This is a genomic window from Naumannella huperziae (genome assembly GCF_054073625.1).
This window is the reverse complement of record NZ_JBSXPH010000001.1, coordinates 665,246-683,028: the sequence shown is the minus strand read 5'-3', so window position 1 is coordinate 683,028 and position 17,783 is coordinate 665,246. Positions and strand designations below refer to the sequence as shown.

Annotated in this window: 21 protein-coding genes; 9 read left to right on the top strand and 12 right to left on the bottom strand. The window is 69.6% G+C overall.

The window, feature by feature from the left end; translation table 11 throughout:
- The first annotated feature begins 4 nt into the window (after positions 1-4).
- Positions 5-1,078 (top strand): SLC13 family permease, encoded by a 1,074-nt coding sequence (locus tag ACXDC7_RS03250; protein ID WP_459221164.1) that lies wholly within the window; start codon positions 5-7, stop codon positions 1,076-1,078.
- On the opposite strand, the gene ACXDC7_RS03245 is transcribed toward ACXDC7_RS03250, so the two are convergent.
- Positions 1,062-1,607 (bottom strand): mismatch-specific DNA-glycosylase, encoded by a 546-nt coding sequence (locus ACXDC7_RS03245; RefSeq protein WP_459221163.1) that lies wholly within the window; start codon positions 1,605-1,607, stop codon positions 1,062-1,064. The genes ACXDC7_RS03250 and ACXDC7_RS03245 overlap by 17 nt on opposite strands.
- A gap of 128 nt (positions 1,608-1,735) precedes the next feature.
- Between ACXDC7_RS03245 and ACXDC7_RS03240 the strand changes: the two genes are divergently transcribed.
- On the top strand, positions 1,736-2,056 hold the full coding sequence (locus ACXDC7_RS03240; protein WP_459221162.1) for a hypothetical protein: 321 nt from the start codon (positions 1,736-1,738) through the stop codon (positions 2,054-2,056).
- 18 nt (positions 2,057-2,074) lie between these two features.
- On the opposite strand, the gene ACXDC7_RS03235 is transcribed toward ACXDC7_RS03240, so the two are convergent.
- Entirely contained in the window at positions 2,075-3,298 is a 1,224-nt protein-coding gene (locus tag ACXDC7_RS03235) for a glycosyltransferase (RefSeq protein WP_179444850.1), read from the bottom strand.
- A gap of 55 nt (positions 3,299-3,353) precedes the next feature.
- Here ACXDC7_RS03235 and ACXDC7_RS03230 point away from each other — a divergent pair, with 55 nt between their 5' ends.
- Positions 3,354-4,502, top strand: coding sequence for a lipid II:glycine glycyltransferase FemX (locus ACXDC7_RS03230; protein ID WP_459221161.1), 1,149 nt, complete (start codon positions 3,354-3,356; stop codon positions 4,500-4,502).
- Positions 4,503-4,514: 12 nt separating this feature from the next.
- On the opposite strand, the gene ACXDC7_RS03225 is transcribed toward ACXDC7_RS03230, so the two are convergent.
- The 8 genes from ACXDC7_RS03225 to ACXDC7_RS03190 are packed head-to-tail and all read right to left on the bottom strand — an operon-like array spanning position 4,515 to position 12,975.
- The gene (locus ACXDC7_RS03225) at positions 4,515-5,840 is read right to left on the bottom strand and encodes an aspartate aminotransferase family protein (RefSeq protein ID WP_459221160.1); all 1,326 of its coding nucleotides are present in this window, start codon (positions 5,838-5,840) and stop codon (positions 4,515-4,517) included.
- Positions 5,822-6,760 carry a choline/ethanolamine kinase family protein gene (locus ACXDC7_RS03220; protein WP_218843759.1) on the bottom strand — a complete coding sequence of 313 codons (939 nt, stop codon included), beginning with the start codon at positions 6,758-6,760 and terminating at the stop codon, positions 5,822-5,824. The genes ACXDC7_RS03225 and ACXDC7_RS03220 overlap by 19 nt, the downstream gene beginning before the upstream one ends.
- A gap of 17 nt (positions 6,761-6,777) precedes the next feature.
- On the bottom strand, positions 6,778-7,731 hold the full coding sequence (locus tag ACXDC7_RS03215; protein WP_459221159.1) for a phosphotransferase family protein: 954 nt from the start codon (positions 7,729-7,731) through the stop codon (positions 6,778-6,780).
- Between the two features lie 2 nt (positions 7,732-7,733).
- Entirely contained in the window at positions 7,734-9,122 is a 1,389-nt protein-coding gene (locus ACXDC7_RS03210; protein WP_459221158.1) for an amidase, read from the bottom strand.
- Positions 9,119-10,369 carry a hydantoinase/carbamoylase family amidase gene (locus ACXDC7_RS03205; protein ID WP_459221157.1) on the bottom strand — a complete coding sequence of 417 codons (1,251 nt, stop codon included), beginning with the start codon at positions 10,367-10,369 and terminating at the stop codon, positions 9,119-9,121. The genes ACXDC7_RS03210 and ACXDC7_RS03205 overlap by 4 nt, the downstream gene beginning before the upstream one ends.
- Entirely contained in the window at positions 10,366-11,910 is a 1,545-nt protein-coding gene (locus ACXDC7_RS03200; protein ID WP_459221156.1) for a sodium:solute symporter family protein, read from the bottom strand. Before ACXDC7_RS03200 ends, ACXDC7_RS03205 begins: the two co-directional genes overlap by 4 nt.
- Entirely contained in the window at positions 11,907-12,176 is a 270-nt protein-coding gene (locus ACXDC7_RS03195) for a hypothetical protein (protein ID WP_179444857.1), read from the bottom strand. The genes ACXDC7_RS03200 and ACXDC7_RS03195 overlap by 4 nt, the downstream gene beginning before the upstream one ends.
- A gap of 10 nt (positions 12,177-12,186) precedes the next feature.
- On the bottom strand, positions 12,187-12,975 hold the full coding sequence (locus tag ACXDC7_RS03190) for an inositol monophosphatase family protein (protein ID WP_459221155.1): 789 nt from the start codon (positions 12,973-12,975) through the stop codon (positions 12,187-12,189).
- 168 nt (positions 12,976-13,143) lie between these two features.
- Here ACXDC7_RS03190 and ACXDC7_RS03185 point away from each other — a divergent pair, with 168 nt between their 5' ends.
- From ACXDC7_RS03185 to ACXDC7_RS03170, 4 genes are read left to right on the top strand one after another with little or no spacing between them, the layout of a single operon-like run.
- Positions 13,144-13,899 (top strand): GntR family transcriptional regulator, encoded by a 756-nt coding sequence (locus ACXDC7_RS03185; RefSeq protein WP_179444859.1) that lies wholly within the window; start codon positions 13,144-13,146, stop codon positions 13,897-13,899.
- Positions 13,900-13,936: 37 nt separating this feature from the next.
- Entirely contained in the window at positions 13,937-14,353 is a 417-nt protein-coding gene (locus ACXDC7_RS03180; protein WP_459221154.1) for an alanine racemase, read from the top strand.
- A 56-nt stretch (positions 14,354-14,409) separates the two neighbouring features.
- Positions 14,410-14,583 (top strand): peptidoglycan bridge formation glycyltransferase FemA/FemB family protein, encoded by a 174-nt coding sequence (locus tag ACXDC7_RS03175; protein ID WP_459222796.1) that lies wholly within the window; start codon positions 14,410-14,412, stop codon positions 14,581-14,583.
- Complete coding sequence (locus tag ACXDC7_RS03170; RefSeq protein ID WP_459221153.1) at positions 14,547-14,699, top strand: hypothetical protein; 153 nt, start codon at positions 14,547-14,549, stop codon at positions 14,697-14,699. The genes ACXDC7_RS03175 and ACXDC7_RS03170 overlap by 37 nt, the downstream gene beginning before the upstream one ends.
- A 39-nt stretch (positions 14,700-14,738) precedes the next feature.
- Here the strand turns inward: ACXDC7_RS03170 and ACXDC7_RS03165 are convergent, their stop codons facing one another.
- A complete protein-coding gene (locus tag ACXDC7_RS03165; RefSeq protein WP_179444860.1) occupies positions 14,739-15,308 on the bottom strand; it encodes a TetR/AcrR family transcriptional regulator in 570 nt (189 codons plus the stop codon).
- Positions 15,309-15,388: 80 nt separating this feature from the next.
- On the opposite strand from ACXDC7_RS03165, the gene ACXDC7_RS03160 reads away from it, so the two are divergent.
- Both ACXDC7_RS03160 and ACXDC7_RS03155 read left to right on the top strand, forming a co-directional pair.
- A complete protein-coding gene (locus ACXDC7_RS03160) occupies positions 15,389-16,573 on the top strand; it encodes an MFS transporter (RefSeq protein WP_459221152.1) in 1,185 nt (394 codons plus the stop codon).
- On the top strand, positions 16,570-17,124 hold the full coding sequence (locus ACXDC7_RS03155) for a pyridoxamine 5'-phosphate oxidase family protein (RefSeq protein ID WP_459221151.1): 555 nt from the start codon (positions 16,570-16,572) through the stop codon (positions 17,122-17,124). Before ACXDC7_RS03160 ends, ACXDC7_RS03155 begins: the two co-directional genes overlap by 4 nt.
- A gap of 19 nt (positions 17,125-17,143) precedes the next feature.
- Here ACXDC7_RS03155 and ACXDC7_RS03150 read toward each other — a convergent pair whose 3' ends face one another.
- Entirely contained in the window at positions 17,144-17,737 is a 594-nt protein-coding gene (locus tag ACXDC7_RS03150; RefSeq protein ID WP_179444863.1) for a TetR/AcrR family transcriptional regulator, read from the bottom strand.
- Positions 17,738-17,783: the final 46 nt, after the last annotated feature.

Genomic DNA, 17,783 nt, shown 5'->3' with positions numbered 1-17,783 from the left:
CCCGGTGCTCGAACTGGCCCAGCGCACGCTGCCTGTCCTGGGTTTCCTGCTGGGGATGACCCTGGTGGCGGAGCTGGCCGACCGGGCCGGGCTGTTCCTGGCGCTCGCGCACCGGCTGGCCCGGATCGCCCGCGGCTCGGTGCCGGTGCTGTGGCTCGGCCTGGTCGTCGTGGCCGCGGCATGCACCGCGTTCCTCTCCCTGGACACCACGGCGGTGCTGCTCACCCCCGTCGTCCTGGCGCTGGCCCGTCGACTGCGGATCGATCCGCGATTGTTCGCCTACACCTGCGTCGTGCTCGCCAACACCGGCTCGCTCTTCCTGCCCGTCTCCAACCTGACCAATCTGTTGGCCATGTCCGCGCATTCTCTGTCCACACAGGACTTCTTGGCGTTGATGTGGGCGCCCGGCGTCGTCGGCGTGGTGCTGCCCGCGATGCTGCTGGCGATCATGTTCCGGCACACGCTGCGGACGGCGGCCGATCCTGATGTCGACGCCGACGAGCCGCGCGGCGGGCCGCTGTTGATCATCGTCACGCTGATCGTGGCCGGGCTGGCGGCGGCCATCCTGGCCGGGGCCGACGTCACGCTCGCCGCGCTGCTCGCCGCCGCGGCGCTGCTGCTCGCGACCGCCGTCCTCGACCCGGTGCTGTTGCGGCGATTGCCCGTACCGTGGCAGATGATCATCGGCGTCGCGGCGCTGTTCGTCGTGGTGCAGCTCGCCCGGGACGCCTTCCTCGACGGCCTGCTCGCGACGTGGTCCCCGGCCTCCGACCTGCCCGGGTTGCTCGGCCTGGCCGGCCTCGGCGCGCTGACCGCCAACCTGATCAACAACCTCCCGGCGTACCTCGCTCTGGAGGGGTTGACCCATTCCGCGCCCGGGCTGACCGCCGCGCTGCTGATCGGGGTCAATGCCGGACCGTTGATCACGCCGTGGGCCAGCCTGGCCACGATCTTGTGGGCCGGGCGGTGCCGCGCGGCCGGCGTACCGGTCCGATGGGCCGAGTTCGTCGCGCGCGGTGCGATCATCGCGATTCCCACCGTGGCGTTCGGTGTCGCGGCGCTCATCCTCGGTTCGTGATCACGCCGGCGGCGAGCGCCGCCGCCCGGTACGCCGCCGCGAGCGATTCCGGCGTCTCGTGCGCGTTCAGGCCGCTCGGGTTCGGGACCACCCACAGCCGGGCGTCGCCCAGGCTTTCGGGCTGCTCGCCGGATCGGGCCCGTGGCCGACCGAAGGCCGTCCGGTAGGCCGTGATCCCGGCGCAGGCGACCACCGTCGGGCGATGCTCGGCGACGAAGCGCGTGAGGCGTTCGGCGCCCACGCGCAGCTCGTCGCGGGACAGTTCGTCCGCACGGGCGCTCGGTCGCGCGACGAAGTTGGTGATCCCGATGCCCCGCCTGATCAGGTACGCCCGATCGGCCGCGCTCTCCCCCTCCGACATGTCCAGCAGGCGGTCGGTGATCCCGGCGCGGTACAACGCCGGCCAGAACCGGTTGCCCGGGCGCGCGAAATGGGCGCCCACGCGTTCGGACCAGAGCCCCGGGTTGATCCCGACGAACAGCAGCCGGCAGCCCGGGCCGATCAGGTCTTCGACCGAGGATTCGTGCACGGAGGTCAGTCTGGACCATCCCGCCGACGAACCCAGCTCTTCCCACCGACCCCGACCGGGCGGCATGATCACCACACGAGGATGCGTATGACCTGATCGCGAACGGCCAGACCGACGGCCTCGGGTTCGTGCCCCGCTTCGTGCAGACCCACGGGGACCGCTGGGGCGACCTGCTCTGGACCACCGAGCTAACCAAGATCGCCTCGCGGCGCTTCCTCGATGCGCTAGCGGGCTTCTCCGGCTGGCACGACTTCGAGGTCGAGGTCGTGGCCAGGAAGGGCATTGCGCGCGAGGGCTACCGTGGGTTCGCCGTGCACGGCACGGGGCCGGACTCCGATGTCTGGAACCACACGCCCGGGCAGAACTGCTGGTTCGCCGTCTCCGCTCCCGTCGAGGAGGCCTTGCGAGAATGCGGCGCGACCGAGCTGGACATCACCCGCCTGACGTGACGCCGCACGGCCACCCACTCAGGCGATCTTCTCCAGCTCGTCGACCACGGCGCCGGCGCCATCCTCGGCGGCGATGGAATCGGACACGCTCCGGGCGCGCACCGCATAGGAAGGATCGTCGACGGCATCGGCGATCAGCTCGGCCAGGATCCGGGCGTCGAGTTTGCGTACCCCGACCGAGCCCGGCGACACCCCCAACTTGATCAACCGATCCGCCCAGAACGGCTGATCCGCAGCGAACGGCACCGTCACGGTCGGTACGCCGGCCCGCAGCCCCGCCGCCGTGGTCCCCGCGCCGCCGTGGTGCACGACCGCGGCCATCTGCGCGAACAGCCAGTCGTGCGGCATCCGGCTCACGGTGATCATGTCGTCACCGCGTACCCGCAGATTCGACCAGCCGCCCTGGATCACCCCGCGCATCCCGATCGAGCGCAACGCGGTGGCGACGATCTCGGCGAGCCGCTGGCCGTCGACCGCCGGCATCGACCCGAACCCGACGAACACGGGTCGCTCCCCGGCCCGCAGGAACTCGATCACCTCGCCCGGCGGCTGCCAGCCCGGATCGCGCGGGGGCGCCCACCAGTAACCCACCGGCCGCCGGAACTCCGGCCAGTCCGCCGGCTTCGGCACCACCGTCGGGCTGAACCCATAGAGAATCGGCCACTCCCGCTTGGTCAGCCCGCGGAACCAACTGTCCGGATTGGTCCGCGGCAGCCCCAGCCGGGTCCGCAGCTTGTTGATCTTGCGGTAGACCGGCGCCTGGCCCAGGCTGGAGAATGCGCGGGCGGCGTACCGATTTCCGTGTCGGCCGAGCGAGGCCGTGGTCACCATCGCCGGCGCGAACTCCGCCGTCGGATCCAGCGGCTGCAGGTAGAGACCGACGCTGGGAATGTTCTTGGCCTCGGCGATGTGGACGCCGGGTACGCCGAGCGCGGAGACCGCGATCAGGTCCGCATCCTCACAGGCATCCAGGCACGCCTCGCACAGTTCGTCCCAGTGTTCGCGATAGACCGAGAGCAAACGGGATGCATTCATCCCCGAGCGGCCGTTGCGGGGGGCCAGCTCGGTGCGCATGTCCATCGGGAGCCGCCGGAACTCCAGCCCCGCGTCGCGCACCACATGCTCGGACGACACATGGGTGGCGATCGCCACCTGGTGCCCGTGCTGGGCGAGACGAGCGCCCAGCCCGGCGTACGGAACGACGTCCCCGTCGGTCCCGATGGTCAGAACAACGATCCTCATCGCGTCACATCCTGCCGTACTCGCCCCAGCGTAGCGAGCCAACTACCCTCGCGGTGTGACCATCGTCGTGAGGCCCATCGATCCGTCGCGCCATCTGGCGTTCCTGGACGCCGACGGCGGTCGGGCCGACGCCAGCTTCCTGCAGACGCCGGCCTGGGGCCGGGTGAAGTCGGACTGGCGCAGCGAATCGATCGGCTTCTTCCGCGAACCCGGTGATTCGGGTACGCCCGACGGCGAGCTGATCGGCGTCGGGCTCGTGCTGTTGCGCAAGGTGCCGCGGCTCAAGCGGTGGTTCGCGTACCTCCCGGAGGGCCCGGTCCTGGACTGGGCGGGCGATGATGTGACCGACGCGCTGAAGGCGCTGACGAAGTTCCTGCGCCGGCGCGGCGCGTTCGCGATCCGGATCGGCCCGACGGTGGTGGCGCGGCGCTGGGGCACCGACACGGTCAAGGCGGCGATCGCCGACGACGGCGTACGGTCCCTGACGGCCGTGCCGCCCGACGAGCACGACCCGGCCGCCGCGCGGCTGCACCACACGCTGCGCCATCTCGGCTGGAAGCCGCCGAAGGATGCCGCGGGTTTCGCGGCGGGTCAGCCGAAGTTCAACTTCTGGCTGCCGCTGAAGGGGCGCAGCGCCGACGACGTGCTGAAGGGCATGAACCAGCTCTGGCGGCGCAACATCAAGAAGGCCGCGAAACTCGGTGTCGAAGTGAGCGAGGGCGGCCCGGACGATCTGGGCGAGTTCCACCGGATCTATGTCGAGACCGCCGAGCGTGACGGGTTCACCCCGCGGGCGTTGAGCTACTTCCAGAACATGTTCGCCGCGATGCGGGAGGAGGATCCCGGCCGGGTCCGGCTCTATCTCGCCCGGCACGAGGGCAATCTGGTCGCGGCGACGCTGTGGGTGCGGGTCGGCCGGCATGCCTGGTACTCCTACGGCGCGTCGACGTCGGACAAGCGCGAGGTACGCGGCTCCAATGCGATCCAGTGGCGGATGATCACCGACGCCATCGATGAGGGTTGTGAGATCTACGATCTGCGCGGCATCACCGACTCCGTCGCCGGCGACGACCCCCACCTCGGCCTGATCCAGTTCAAGGTCGGCACCGGCGGCGAAGCCGTGGAGTACCCGGGCGAGTGGGACCTCCCGATCAACCCGATCCTGCACAAGGCCTTCGACTGGTACATGAACCGCGGGAAATAGGCCCCGGTCCGGCTAGCCGACGAGGCGGGGCAGTTCGTCGTCCAGGACCTCGAGGAAGTGATCGATGTCTGCCTCCGTGACCACGAGTGGCGGCCTGATCTTCAGGGTGCTTCCTCCGGGACCGGTGGCCGAGACGAGTATCTGTCGTCGTCGCAGCGCGGCGATCAGGCCGGCCGTCGCCGCCGGATCCGGCCGCCCGGCCGGATCGTGAATGTCGACGGCGGCGTACAACCCGGCCCCGCGCACGGCCGCCGGACCGAACAGTCCCTGCAGTCCGCCGAGCAACCGAGCGCCGACGGATCGGGCATGCTCGATCAGCCCATCGGCGATGATCACGTCCAGCACCGTGCGGGCGGCGGCCACGGTGACCGGCGTACCCGCGAACGTGTTGAAGTACGCGGGTTCGTAGGCCGCGAAGATCTCCGACCGCGAGACCACGGCGGCGATCGGCAGCCCGTTGCCCATCGGCTTGCCGAGGGTGATCAGGTCGGGGACCACGCCGTGCCGGGCATGACCCCACCATCCGTCACCCAGCCGGCCGAACCCCGGCTGGACCTCGTCGGCGATCACCAACCCTCCGGCCGCGCGCGCCGCCGCGTAGGCGGGGCCGAGGAGGCCGATCGGGTCGGTCACGACCCCGTCGGAGGTGAAGGCGCTGTCCAGCAACAGCGCGGCACATCCGAAGCCCCGGGCATCGAGTTCGGCCGCCGCCGCGGACACCGAGGCGGCGAATGCCGCCGGGTCACCGTCGAGCGGCGCCGGCACGGCAAACACCCAATCCTCACCCGGCGCCACCGAAGGCGAGGCCTCAACCGCCAGCCCGCCGCTGCCGTGGTAGGCGTGCTGGGTGACGATCACGCCGACACGGCCGGCCGCCGCCCGGGCAATCCGTACGGCCAGGTCGTTGGCCTCGGTGCCGGTGCAGCAGAACTGCACCCGGTCCGGCGGCCGGGCCCCCACGGCGAAGGTCTCGAGCAACCGTTCTGCGTAGTCGACCACGGCCTCGCTGAGATACCTGGTGTGGGGATTGGCCTCGGTCAGCGCAGTGGCCACCGCCTCCGCGACCTTCGGGTGGCTGTGCCCGATGCCCGGCACATTGTTGTAGAGGTCGAGGTAGCGGCGGCCGTCCCTGTCGAACAGGTACGCCCCGGCCGCGCGACTCACGTCGAGCGGCTCGGCATACATCAGGCGATAGGCGGGCGCCAGCACGTCCATCCGGCGTCGGACCAGGTCGCGCACCGCCGGGCGCAGCGCGCCAATCTCGCCCGCGAACGAGTTGACCGTGACCGGGTTAACCGCGCCGGCAGACCGATAGCCGGTCACAGCCGCGCCAGCCACAGGCCCCACCGTGGGTCGGCCATCCGCATCCGCGCCCGCGCGAGCTTCCACAGTCCGTACTTGTGGTAGTCGAAGCTCCAGCCCCCGGCCCCCGCGTTGAGCCTGCTGTTCACCACCCCCCACAGTCCCCATTTGACGTCGGCAAGAGCACCGCACACGTGCACACGTGACAGCAGGGAATAGCTCGCTGCCCCGTAGAAGTCCTCGACCAACTCCGCGACCAGGTCCTCGTCGTAGAACATCTCCGTGGTCATCACGGCCAGTTCGTACGCGCGCTCGTTGTTGGATGCGAACTCGAAGTCCACCATCCGCATCGGGCCGCCCGGCGAGATCAGGAAATTGCCTGGCATCGGATCGTTGTGGCACGGCACCAGGTCCAGCCCGGAGGCGGTCAGGGCTGCCCGCGCAGCGGTGTACCCCTGGGCGATGGCGGCCCAGCTCGGCGGCAGCGTGACACCGAGCTCTGCGGCCTGATCACGGTGCTCGTCGATCATGTCGAGCACGGTCTTGGTCAGCGTCAGGGGCTCGGCCGCATTCAGCCGGCGGTAGAGGGCGACGATCTCGTGCGAGATTTCGGGCCGCTTCAGATCGCCGTTGGTGCACGCCCGGTAGCCTTCCAGGAACTCGATCACCTCGACGCCCTGTTCCGCATCGAACAGGACCAGCTCCGGGCCGATGCCGATCTCGCCGGCCCGACGCGAGGCCTCGTTCGCCGCCCCGCGGTCGATGAAGGCATCACTGCCGGCCCCGGGGATCTTGACGAAGTACGCGCGGTCGTCGCCCGCGATGTCGACGCGCCAGTTGCTGTTCTGCAGCCCGCCGCTCACCGGCGCATAGCTGAGCTCTCGGCCACGCCACTGCTCGACACCGGCCAGCACCTTCTCCGCGGCCCGTTCCGCGCTGGTGCGTGCGGTTCCCATCGGCTTGGCATCGGGTCTCATCGACGACCTCCCAGTTGCACGTCGAAGGCGGGCTCGCTGAGCGCCCATCGCGCCCGAAGGAACTGCCAGTCAGCAAACTTGGAGTACTCCTGGGTGCCCGGCTGCACGGCATCGGCGATCGATCCGATCAGGGCCCAACGCAGAAGGTCGGCCGCGCCGTAGGCATTCGCGCGGTCGAACTCGGCCACGTCGAAGCGGCCGCGCGCGGCCTCGAAGAGCTCTGCGGCCGACCGCCGGTCCGGGCACACCTCGATCAACAGCACGCCCAGATCGGCCAGCGGATCCATCATGGCCGCGCTGTCCCAGTCCACCAGCGCCAGCGTGCCGTCGGCAGTGACCATCACATTGCTGAGGTTGCCGTCACCGTGTGCCGCGACCTCGTCCCACCCCTCGGCCCGCACGCGTTCGGCGACTGGCTCCAGCCGACGCAGCAGCCATGAGAGATCGGCGGGCAGCCAGGCGCCGATGTCGGAGGCGAGACGCGCCAGTTCGGACGGCTCGTCCAGGGGCTGCCGTTGCCGGGGCAGTGTGCCGATGTCTGCGACGGCGGCACGCAACCGGGCCAGCTCGAGCCGGCTGTCGGTGTCGCCGAAGCGATCCAGGGTTGCGGTCGTCTCGCCGATATCGGTCATCGCCAGGGAGGGACCACCCGGGTCGGCGGCGACCACCTCCGGCCCAATGCCCGCCCTGCCGGCGGCCAGGGCGGCCGCCGTCGACGAGGCGGTGTCGGTGTAGTGCGCGGCGTGGGGTTCCCAGACCTTCACATAGATCCGCCGATCGCCGTCCACGACACGGAATCGACGCGAGTCCGCGCCCCACCAGCTCGGGCTCGCCACCGTCGGCTCCGCCGCGCCGAGCGTCCCCGCGGCCGGCGTGCCGAGCCCGAGCTCGGCCAGCGCCCGCACCCGCCAGTCATCGGGCTGATCGCCGCCCCGTGCATCGGTGTCCATGATCAACTCCCTTCCCCGGTCGGGTCCGGCCAGGCCGGACGCTCCTCGGCGCGAGCCTCCAGCCACTGCGCCGCGGCCAGCACGCGGCGATCGTCGAATCGCGGTCCGGCCACCTGGACCGCCGCCGGCAAGCCGCCCGGCCAACACATCGGCAGGCTCACCGCGGGCTGGCCGGTCTGGTTGAACCAGCTCGTGAAGCCGCAGTGCGCGAGCGGGTGCTCGGGGTCGAGCCCGAGCTCCTCGGCGGGGAACGCGGTAACCGGCAGCACGGGCGAGACCACCACATCGTGGCCGGCGAGGGCTGTGCTGAACCGGGCGGCACTGTGGGCGACGGTCGCGAGGTCGGCGTAATGGTCGAGATTGCTCTGCCCGGCCACCCGCTGCGCCCACCGGACCAGCCGTGGGTCGACACCGCCGCCGGCGCCGCGCTCTCCCAAGCCGTGGATCTCGGCGAGGGCGCGGGTGCCGAAGATGCGGTCGAGCGCGGGAAAGGGATCATCGGCGAACGGCGGGGTGATCGTCTCCACGACGGCGCCCGCCGCCGCTAGCGCGTCGGCAGCTCGACGGACCGCCGCCAGCACGGCCGGATCGGCGGAGAAGCCGTAGCCGAGGTCGGTGAGCACGCCGACCCGCATCCCGCGCGGGTCGAACGCGTCGCCGTCTCCGGGCGCTTCGGCCGGGAGACTGAGCGGGTCGGCGAGGTCGGGCCCCGCGAGGACCGAGTAGAGGGCGGCCACGTCGGCGACCCAGCGGCCCATCGGGCCCGCGGAGCGCATGGTGGAGGCCGGCGGGTGGGCGATCCTGCCCTGGGTCGGCTTCAGGGCGACCACCCCGCAGTGGGCGGCGGGCAATCGCACCGAACCCGCAATGTCCGTGCCCACCGCGGCATCGCAGAGCCCGGCGGCGAGCGCCGCTCCCGCGCCGGCGCTCGACCCCCCGGGGCTCAGTGAGGTGTCCCACGGATTCCGGACGATTCCGTACGCCGAACTGACCCCGGAGGCCGACATCCCGAGGTCCGGCATCGTCGTCTTGCCGACGACGATGGCGCCCGCGGCCCGCAGGCGCGCCACGATCGGGCCGTCCGCCTGTCCTCCCGCCGCGCCCCGGTGTGCCCGCAGACCGTGCCGCCACGGCAGTCCCCGCATGGGAATGCTGTCCTTCACGGTGACCGGCACGCCGTCCAGCGGGCCGAGCGGCGAGCCGCTCGCCCAGCGGCGGTCGGCCTCGCGGGCGGCGATCGTTGCCCCGTCGAGATCGAGATCGGCCATCGCGTTGATCGTCGGGTTGATCCGCTCGATGCGTCCGAGCACCGCATCCAGCCGCTCACTCGGCGCGCCTCGCCCCGCGCTCCAGGACTCACCGAGGGTCGCGATCGACATCCCTTCGCTCATTCGTCGTCTCCTCCGGGCTCACCGCGCAACAGGCGACGAGCGGTCGCGGTCAGCACCTCCACGCCGGCGAGGAGATGATCGGGATCGGTGTCCTCGGCGACGTTGTGGCTGATCCCGTCGCGACTCGGCACGAAGATCAGGACGGTCGGCACCCGAGCGCTCAGGGCGATCGCGTCGTGCCCGGCACGGGTGGCCAGCCGCAGGGAACGCGCGCCCACCTCGGCCGCGGCCTTCTCGGCGAGCGCCACCCCGTCCGGCCAGAGCTCGCGCGGGGGCCGGACCTTCACTCTGGCCCGTTCGGCAGTGACCTCGGTCAGGTCGGCCATGGCGGTATCGAACGCCCGCAGCGCCCGGCTCACCTGTTCGGTCTCCGGGCCGCGGATATCGGCTTCGAACTCGACCCGCGCCGGCACCACCACCGGAGAATTGGGAAAGACCCGCAACCGGCCGACCGACGCCAGCAACTGACCCGGCGGCGCCTCGGCGGCGAGCTCACGCAGGGTCAGCACCAATCGTGCCGCCCCGACCAACGCATCGTGGCGGTCGGCGAGCGCGGTCGCGCCGGTGTGGGCCTGGTCGCCGTGCACCACGACGGTGAACTTGGCCACGGCCCAGTTGCGGGTGACGACGCCGATCTCCACGCCGGCGTTCTCCAGTTCGCGGCCCTGTTCGATATGCAGTTCGAGGTAACGATCGGCGGCCGGGCCGCCGCCGCTGCCGAGACAGCCGATGCCCCGCAGCGCGTCGGCGACGCTCACCCCGGCCAGATCCTCGATGGCGAGCGCATCGGTCAACGCGAGGGCTCCAGTGTAGGTGGAACTGCCCAGCAGGCTCGGCGTGAACCGGGCACCCTCCTCGTTGAACCAGTCGACGACTGCGAGGTTGCGGACGGGGGTCAGCTCACCGGCCGCCACCTCCGCGGCGAGCCGGGTGGCGGCGTGGGCAGCGGCCAGCACACCGTAGGCGCCGTCCAGCCGCCCGGCCGCCGGTTGACTGTCCAGGTGCGACCCCAGCACCAGCGCGGGCGCGCCGGGCAGCCATTCGATGCTGGCGAAGAGATTGCCGATCCGATCGGGCTCGACGCCGAAACCGTTGCCCGCCAACCCATTGGCAACCCACCGGCGGGCCGCAGCGTGCTCGGGAGTTGCGGCCTGCCGGTCGACTCCGCGCACCGCGGCGCCCGCGGGCGCGGTGGCCCCGAACTCGCTCAGTTGATCAAGATCGGCCAGAAACGCGTCCGGCGTCATCGACTGCCCTCCGGTTCGGTCAGCTCCGAGACCTCCATCGGCACGGGCGCGACCCGCACCGGGTTGCGAGCGACGTCGAACATCTCGGCCACCCGCTGCCGTTCGGCGGCCGACGGCGGTGTGAGCGCGGAAACCACCGCGAACACCAACAGGTTGACGCCGAGACCGACGATACCTCCGGTGATGCTGGCCAGGGCAGGCATGTCGTCGGGATAGATGGCAGTCAGCACCGCGGCGACCGAGAACCCCGTGACCATTCCCGCGATGGCCCCCTGTTTGCTGCCACGCTGCCAGAACACGCCGATGAACAACGGCACCGCGAGCTGGATGATCCCCTGGTAGGAGATCTGTGCCAGCAGTTGTAGTCGGGAGAAGTTGAACGTCAGGTACGCCAGGACGCCCGCCAACAGCATGAAGATCACCATGCTGATCTTGGCGACCCGGGTGAGCTGGACATCGGTCAGTTGCCGGCGCTCGGAGTTGACCAGATCGTTGGCGATCTGCAGTCCGCAGACCTGCACGCTGCCGTCGATGTGGCCCATGGACGCCGCGAACACGATCGTCACGCCCAAGCCGAGCAACCAGGTCCCGCCGTAGCTCTGCAGCGCCGTGAACCATCCGGCCTGCGGATTCTCCGCAACCACGGGCATCTGTGAGACCGCGATGCCGAACACCATCAACAAGGTGTAGAAAGTCGCGGAGATCAGCACCGTGCGGATCGTGCCGGCCTTGACCGACCTGACACCGGAGGCGGTGTAGATCCGTTGGAAACTCATCGGCCAGCACAGGCTGCCGACGACACCGGTGAAGATCAGGCTGGCCAGGTACAGCGGCCCGTAGCCGTCGCCGTCGCCCGGGACCCGCAGGAACTCGACCGGCAGGCGCCCCAGCTCGGCGAATCCGACGGGTGGCCCGGCCAGGCCGCTCAGCAGGACCAGGCAGACCACGGCCGCGCCGACATAGGCGACGCACCCCTGGAAGGCGTCGGTCATGATCAGGCCGCGCATGCCCATCCGCACCGTCCAGTACTGACGGATCAGGATCGCGACGAGGCCGATGATCAGGCATGCCGTCAGCGGAATCGTTCCGGCGCTGGCCCAGACGAAGACCTCGCCCAGCGCCTGCATGCCGAGCACCACCCACGGGAACACCGAGATCACCCCGATCAGGCTTGCGACGATCCGGACGGCGGAGGAGTTGTAGCGCAGCCCCATCAGTTCCGGCTGGGACCGCAGGTTGTAGTGGGCGCCCCAGCGCCAGGCCCGGGTGGCCAGGAAGTACATCATCGCGACCCCGAGCGTGGAGTACGCCAGCCCATAGAAGCCGAAGACTCCGGCTCCGGCGGCGAGCCCGAAGAAGGCGATGTAGGTCGCCCCCGGCCACCAGGAGTTGACGTAGCACATCGCGACGAACCACGGGCCGTAGCGGCGCCCGCCGACCGAGTACTCGCTGAAGGTCGGGTTGTCGGTCTGCTTCGTCCGGTAGAGGATGAAGATCACGATCGCATAGAAGACCACCAGCATCGACATCATGATGATCATGTCTGCGCTCCCTCTTCCGGCAGCGCCTCATCGAGCTCGCCGCGGATGTTCTCCACGTGATAGAGGCCCCACAGGGCCAGACCCAACAGCGCCGCATCGACAATCCAGTACCAGATCGCTATCGGGATGCCGGCCACCAGCACGGTCGAGCCGCTCACCGAGAAGTAGAACGGTGGAAACAGCGCCATCAGCAGTGTCACGCACACGACGGCACCGAAGAACAGATTGATCGTGCGGCGAGGCAGGCCCCGGATGAACTTCCGCATGACGGTCCTCCTAGTTGATCAATGCCATCACGGCATCGTGAATGAGCCCATTGGAGGCGACACCGCTTCCCCGGGCGTGGCTGTCGCTGCCCGCCTTGCAGGTGAACCGACCACCGGCCTCCGCGATGATCACCGGCATCGGCGCGAGATCGTAGATCTCTGCGCGATGATCGACGATGGCGTCGGCCTCGCCAGCGGCGACCATCGCGTAGCCGAACGCGTCGCCCCAGGTGCGGACCACCACCCGCCGACGGCGTGCCTCGTCGAGCACCGCGCCCGGCCAGTCCTCGAGCCAGGTCGCCATCAGATAGGCATCGGCAAGCTCGTGGTGCGCCGACACGTGCAGCCGTTCCCGGTCCCGCCAGCAGCCCGCACCGCGCTCGGCGTACACCGTGCAGCCCAGCGCCGGCAGCCCGATCGCACCGAACGTGATCTCACCGTCGCATTCGCGCGCGATCAGATTCGCGAACAGGGGTACGCCGTGGACGAACGACTTGGTGCCGTCGATGGGATCGATGATCCACCGGCAGCCACTACCACCGTGCGTCTCGCCGAACTCCTCGCCGTAGATGCCGTCGTCGGGAAAGACCTCGGCCAGGCCTTCGCGCAGCAGCAGTTCGATCTCCCGATCCGCCTGCGTCACCGGCGTACCGTCCGCCTTGTCCTCGACCCGGACGCGACCGCGCCGGGCGAACCAATCCCGGGTCAGCTCGCCGGCCTGTGCCAGCAGCGCCAGGGCGTGCTGTGCCGGGCCGCTCAACGAGTCCGGGCCGGTCAGCGTGGCGCCGCGGTCAGTCATCGAGCCCCTCCTACCGCTGGGATCGCTCGGATTTGCAGCAGGATGGCAGAGACCAATATTGGTACCCAGACGCGCGATGTAACGAGAAGGTTACGGATCCTCGGGTGTCCGCTGGACCTCGGTCCTTCGGGCGATACTCCTCGAAAGATGGGGCAGAGGAGACCGACCATGTCCACGCTTGCTGACCGAACCGCCGCGGTGCTGCGTCGACTGACGGCCGAGCATCGTGAGCGCGGCGCATCCCGGTTGCCGACCGAACGAGAGCTCGCCGCCGGCCTCGGGGTGTCGCGAACGACCCTGCGTTCGGCCCTGGACCGACTCGTGCGCGAGGGTGACCTGCGACGCGGAGCCGGACGCAAGGAGGGCATGTTCGTCACTGGGGTGATCGACCGCCCCGAGGACGCGATCGTCGGATCCGCATGTGGGCAGCACACGGTCTGCCGCGACCTGAACACGGTCAAGGGCGTACCGGAGATGCTCAACGAACAAGGCTATGCCGATTCGACCACCGTCTTGTCCGCACGGATCGAACCCGCGCCGCGATCCGCGGCCCGGGCCCTGGGTCTGCCGCCGGGGTCGTCGGTCACGTCACTGCGCCGGGTGCGCTATGCCGACGGCGAACCGCTGTCGCTCGAACAGCTCTACCTCGGGGGACCGCACTGCGAGCGTTACCTGTCCACCCGCCTGGATTCCCTCTACGCCGGACTGCGCACCGACTTCGGTCTGGTGATCACCGCCGCCCGTGAGACCATCACGCTCGCGGTGATCAATGCCAGCGCCGGCTCGTTGCTCCAGCGCACCCCCGGCTCGACGGCCCTTCGGCTGGAACGGGTCGCCTACGACCAGGCCCGACGCCCCGTCGAGTACTCGGTCGATCTCTTCCGCGCGGACCGGACGGAGCTGCGGGTCCACGCCGGCGCCTGACCTCGGCCCTGGGGCGGCTTCGGGAGCGTGGGGCCGCGTGACGGGAACGACACTGCGCATCGACGAGGCGGCCTGGCGTACCTCCCTGGATCGGGTACGCGACGCAACGCCCGGCCTGGTGCCGGTGGCGAAGGGCAACGGCTACGGCTTCGGGCTCCCGCGGCTGGCCGCGGAGGCGACCCGGCTCGGCGCCGACACCATCGCGGTGGGTACGCCGGGCGAGCTCGACGCGGTCGCCGATCGGTTCCCCGGCACGATCGTCGTGCTCACTCCCTGGCCCGGTGCGCCGGCCGACGACGGCGTACGGTCCCTGACGGCCGTGCCGCCCGACGAGCACGACCCGGCCGCCGCGCGGCTGCACCACACGCTGCGCCACCTCGGCTGGAAGCCGCCGAAGGGGATGCCGCGGGTTTCGCGGCGGGCCAGCCGAAGTTCAACTTCTGGCTGCCGCTGAAGGGTCGCAGCGCCGACGACGTGCTGAAGGGCATGAACCAGCTCTGACGGCGCAACATCAAGAAGGCCGCGAAACTCGGTGTCGAGGTCAGCGAGGGCGGCCCGGACGATCTGGGCGAGTTCCACCGGATCTATGTCGAGACCGCCGAGCGCGACGGGTTCACCCCGCGGGCGTTGAGCTATTTCCAGAACATGTGTCCGTCGCCGGAGACGACCCCCATCTCGGCCTGATCCAGTTCAAGGTCGGCACCGGCGGCGAGGCCGTGGAGTACCCGGGCGAGTGGGACTTTCCGATCAACCCGATCCTGCACAAGGCCTTCGACTGGTACATGAACCGCGGGAAGTAGGCCGCGGTACTGACGCGACCGATTCACGACGAGGTCGAGTCATCGAGACGGCGGTGAGTCCAGCGTGGAGAGCACCCTGTCCACCGCGTCGGTGAGCGCGACCGATCGAGAACCAATGGTGTGCAGGAGGGTTACTCCCTCGATGAGTGCGACGATCTCGCCCGCAACGGCGGACGCGTCGGGGTAGCCCGCGTCCACGAGCGCGTCGTTGATGAACTGCTCGTACCGCAGCACGTGTGCGTGGGCCACCGCGTTGACACGGCCTTCGCCGGCGTGCGACGCCGACCGCATCACCAGGCAGCCGTGGAAGTCGGGGGAGCGGTACCAGTCCTCGAGGTCGCTGCACAGCCCTCTGATGCGATCGATACCGGGCGGCCTGTTGCCGGCGCTGCGGATCACTTCGTCGTGGACGGCGTCGCTGCGGTGGGTCGCGACCGCTTCGATGAGGTCTGACTTGGTGGGGAACTCGCGGTACATGCTCGTCTTCGACACGCGTGCAGCCGATGCGATCTCGGTCATTCCGATCGACGGGATGACGTTCGACGCGAACAGCCGGGTCGCCGCCTGCATGATCCGCGGTCGTGGGTTGCGGAACCTCGATTCAGTCATCCGGGCCTCCCTAGGTTTCGTCCAGTGTGGAACCTGCGCTGCCGGTTGTGCCAAACGATACTCCATCGTACTGTTTGTGTATGGGAAGGACATCGGTAGCCGCACTCTGGGTCGCCGTCTTCTGCGGCTACGTCGCGCTCGGTGCCACCATTCAAGTACTCCCCGGCTACGTCACCGGCGCGCTCGGCGGAACGCTGACGGCTGCAGGGCTCGCGGTGGGAATCGCCTTCGCAGCGACAGCGCTGACGAGACCGGTGGCAGGCTGGCTCGCCGACGGCGCCCACTCACGCCCGGTCGTTGCGACGGGCGGCGTCCTGACCGCCCTTGGCGGTGCTGGGCATCTTCTTGCGACGACGATCCCCGAGATCCTGCTCGCGCGCGTGGTGATGGGCGCCGGCGAGGCAGCCCTGTTCTCCGCTGCACTGCCGTGGGTCCTGTCCTCCATCCCGGCGGACAGGAAAGGAGCGATGGCGGGCTGGTTCGGCCTGTCGATGTGGGGCGGCCTCGCTGTGGGTCCCGTGGTCGGCAGCGCAATCAGCGATGCGACCGGATCGGCGAGATCGGTCTGGTGGACGGTCACCGCGCTCGGGATTGTTTCTCTGATCTTCGCCGTGAGCGTGCGGGCTGACCAGACACCGTCTCCTGCGCGTCCTTCGTTCACACTGCGCGGGCTGTTGCCACGGGGCGCGAGCGCCCCAGGGGCCGTGTTCGGTCTGTCCGCCTACGGTTACGGCGCGATCAACGCGATAATCGTGCTCTACCTCGCGAACCTGCGCTCCGGCGCCTCACACTACGTCCTGGGTGTCTTCGCCGCTGCCTTCCTGATCACGCGCTTTTTCGGAAGCCCCCTGGTGACCCGGTGGGGCGGGAAGCGAGTGTGGGGCGCGATGCTCGCGGTAGAGACCGTCGGGTTGGCGATCATCGCGATTCCCTCAGCCGGAGTCGTCGGGATCGTGGCGGGGACGGCGTTGGCCGCAGTCGGAGTGTCACTGATGTTCCCGGCGACCGTCGCCGTGACGCTCGACCGAGCCGGCCCCAAGGCGCCGGGCACCTCGGTGGCGGTCATGGCGTCCTTCTGGGATCTCGGTCTGATGGTGGCGGGCCCGCTCAGCGGCGCGGTCGCGAGCCGCTTCGACTATCCATCGGCCTTCGCTCTCGCTGCGGCAGTGTCGATCGCCGCACTGCTGGCCGCCGCCGCTGTCAGGAGCACAGCCAAACACGAAGTGCACCAGCCGGCTACTCACGAATCGGGGGGTCGACAATGACGGGATTCTCGAAGATCGCCTACACCTCCTCGGTCAGGCAGCAGCAGCACGACCACGGCAGCCGGAACGCGATCGCCAGAACGGAGACCGACGACGTCTTCGCCGGGCTGACCGCTCAGGAGCAGGCTTTCATCGGCGCTCGCGACGAGTTCTACCTCGGCACGATCAACGCCGACGGCTGGCCGTACATCCAATACAAGTCCGGGCCAAAAGGGTTCGTCGAATGCTCCGCCGGCCCCAGCGGCGCCGTGGACACGCTCCGCTACGTCGAGGTGGCGGGTAACCGACAGTACGTGTCGTTCGGCAACCTCGAGGACAATCCCAAGCTCTCCCTGTTCTTCATCGACTACGTTCGGCGAATGAGGCTCAAGATCTTCGGCCTGGGCTCGCTCGAGCAGCACCCTGCAGGGGCGAACGGCCGGATCTCGACGGTGATCAGGATCCGCGTCGAAGCGTCGACCTGGAACTGCCCGAAGTCGATCATCCCGAGGTTCTCCGTGGATGAGCTTGTCGAGCTCGGCGTCCGAGCCCCCGCAGCACCCGGGCGCTGATACCGGCCTGGCGCGGCTTCTACTGCCCCTTGGCCAACGATGAGGCAAGGAGGGTCTCGGCGGCACGACGGGCGTCAGCGCCTGCTGCGCCGTCGCCATCGATCTGGGTGACGACCGTGGCGCCTTCAATCAGCAGCAGAAGCTGGCGGGCCAGTGGTACCGGTTCGGGTACTCCCGCCTCGATCAACAGGCGCTCGAGCAAATCTCGATACCGCGCAAGGTGTCCCCGAGTGACCTCGTGCGCTGACAGGCCGCCACGGCTGTCAGCGGCATAATTGATCACCGCGCACCCGCGGAAACCCTGTTCGGCGAACCAGCGGGTGAGAAGATCGAAAAGTGCCAGTACGCGCGTCGGCCCTGGATCAAGGGGCGCAAGCGACTGCAGCAACCAGGCATGGATCCGGTCGCTGCGCTCGCGGGCAACAGCCGCAGCGAGGCCCTCCTTGGACTCGAAGTACCGGTAGATCGTCAGCTGCGATGCGTTCGACGCCGTTGCGATCTCCCGCATTCCTACCGCGGCCAGGCTGCGGTCGTAGAACAACCGCGCGGCGGCATCAAGCACCCGCGCACGCGTCGCGCGGGGGTCGATCGTCGCCCCTGCCTGCACCGGCATTACATACCTCGCCTCAGTTCGATCGAGACCACTCTCAATCACCCGG

Excerpts from the sequence above, each read along its gene's own strand:
- ACXDC7_RS03235 (WP_179444850.1), bottom strand. The coding sequence starts at position 3,298 with ATGAGGATCGTTGTTCTGACCATCGGGACCGACGGGGACGTCGTTCCG.
- ACXDC7_RS03165 (WP_179444860.1), bottom strand. The coding sequence starts at position 15,308 with ATGACTGAATCGAGGTTCCGCAACCCACGACCGCGGATCATGCAGGCG.
- ACXDC7_RS03155 (WP_459221151.1), top strand. The coding sequence starts at position 16,570 with ATGACGGGATTCTCGAAGATCGCCTACACCTCCTCGGTCAGGCAGCAG.
- ACXDC7_RS03215 (WP_459221159.1), bottom strand. The coding sequence starts at position 7,731 with ATGGACACCGATGCACGGGGCGGCGATCAGCCCGATGACTGGCGGGTG.
- ACXDC7_RS03150 (WP_179444863.1), bottom strand. The coding sequence starts at position 17,737 with ATGCCGGTGCAGGCAGGGGCGACGATCGACCCCCGCGCGACGCGTGCG.
- ACXDC7_RS03200 (WP_459221156.1), bottom strand. The coding sequence starts at position 11,910 with ATGATCATCATGATGTCGATGCTGGTGGTCTTCTATGCGATCGTGATC.
- ACXDC7_RS03185 (WP_179444859.1), top strand. The coding sequence starts at position 13,144 with ATGTCCACGCTTGCTGACCGAACCGCCGCGGTGCTGCGTCGACTGACG.
- ACXDC7_RS03205 (WP_459221157.1), bottom strand. The coding sequence starts at position 10,369 with ATGACGCCGGACGCGTTTCTGGCCGATCTTGATCAACTGAGCGAGTTC.
- ACXDC7_RS03210 (WP_459221158.1), bottom strand. The coding sequence starts at position 9,122 with ATGAGCGAAGGGATGTCGATCGCGACCCTCGGTGAGTCCTGGAGCGCG.
- ACXDC7_RS03195 (WP_179444857.1), bottom strand. The coding sequence starts at position 12,176 with ATGCGGAAGTTCATCCGGGGCCTGCCTCGCCGCACGATCAATCTGTTC.
- ACXDC7_RS03160 (WP_459221152.1), top strand. The coding sequence starts at position 15,389 with ATGGGAAGGACATCGGTAGCCGCACTCTGGGTCGCCGTCTTCTGCGGC.
- ACXDC7_RS03220 (WP_218843759.1), bottom strand. The coding sequence starts at position 6,760 with ATGGGAACCGCACGCACCAGCGCGGAACGGGCCGCGGAGAAGGTGCTG.
- ACXDC7_RS03190 (WP_459221155.1), bottom strand. The coding sequence starts at position 12,975 with ATGACTGACCGCGGCGCCACGCTGACCGGCCCGGACTCGTTGAGCGGC.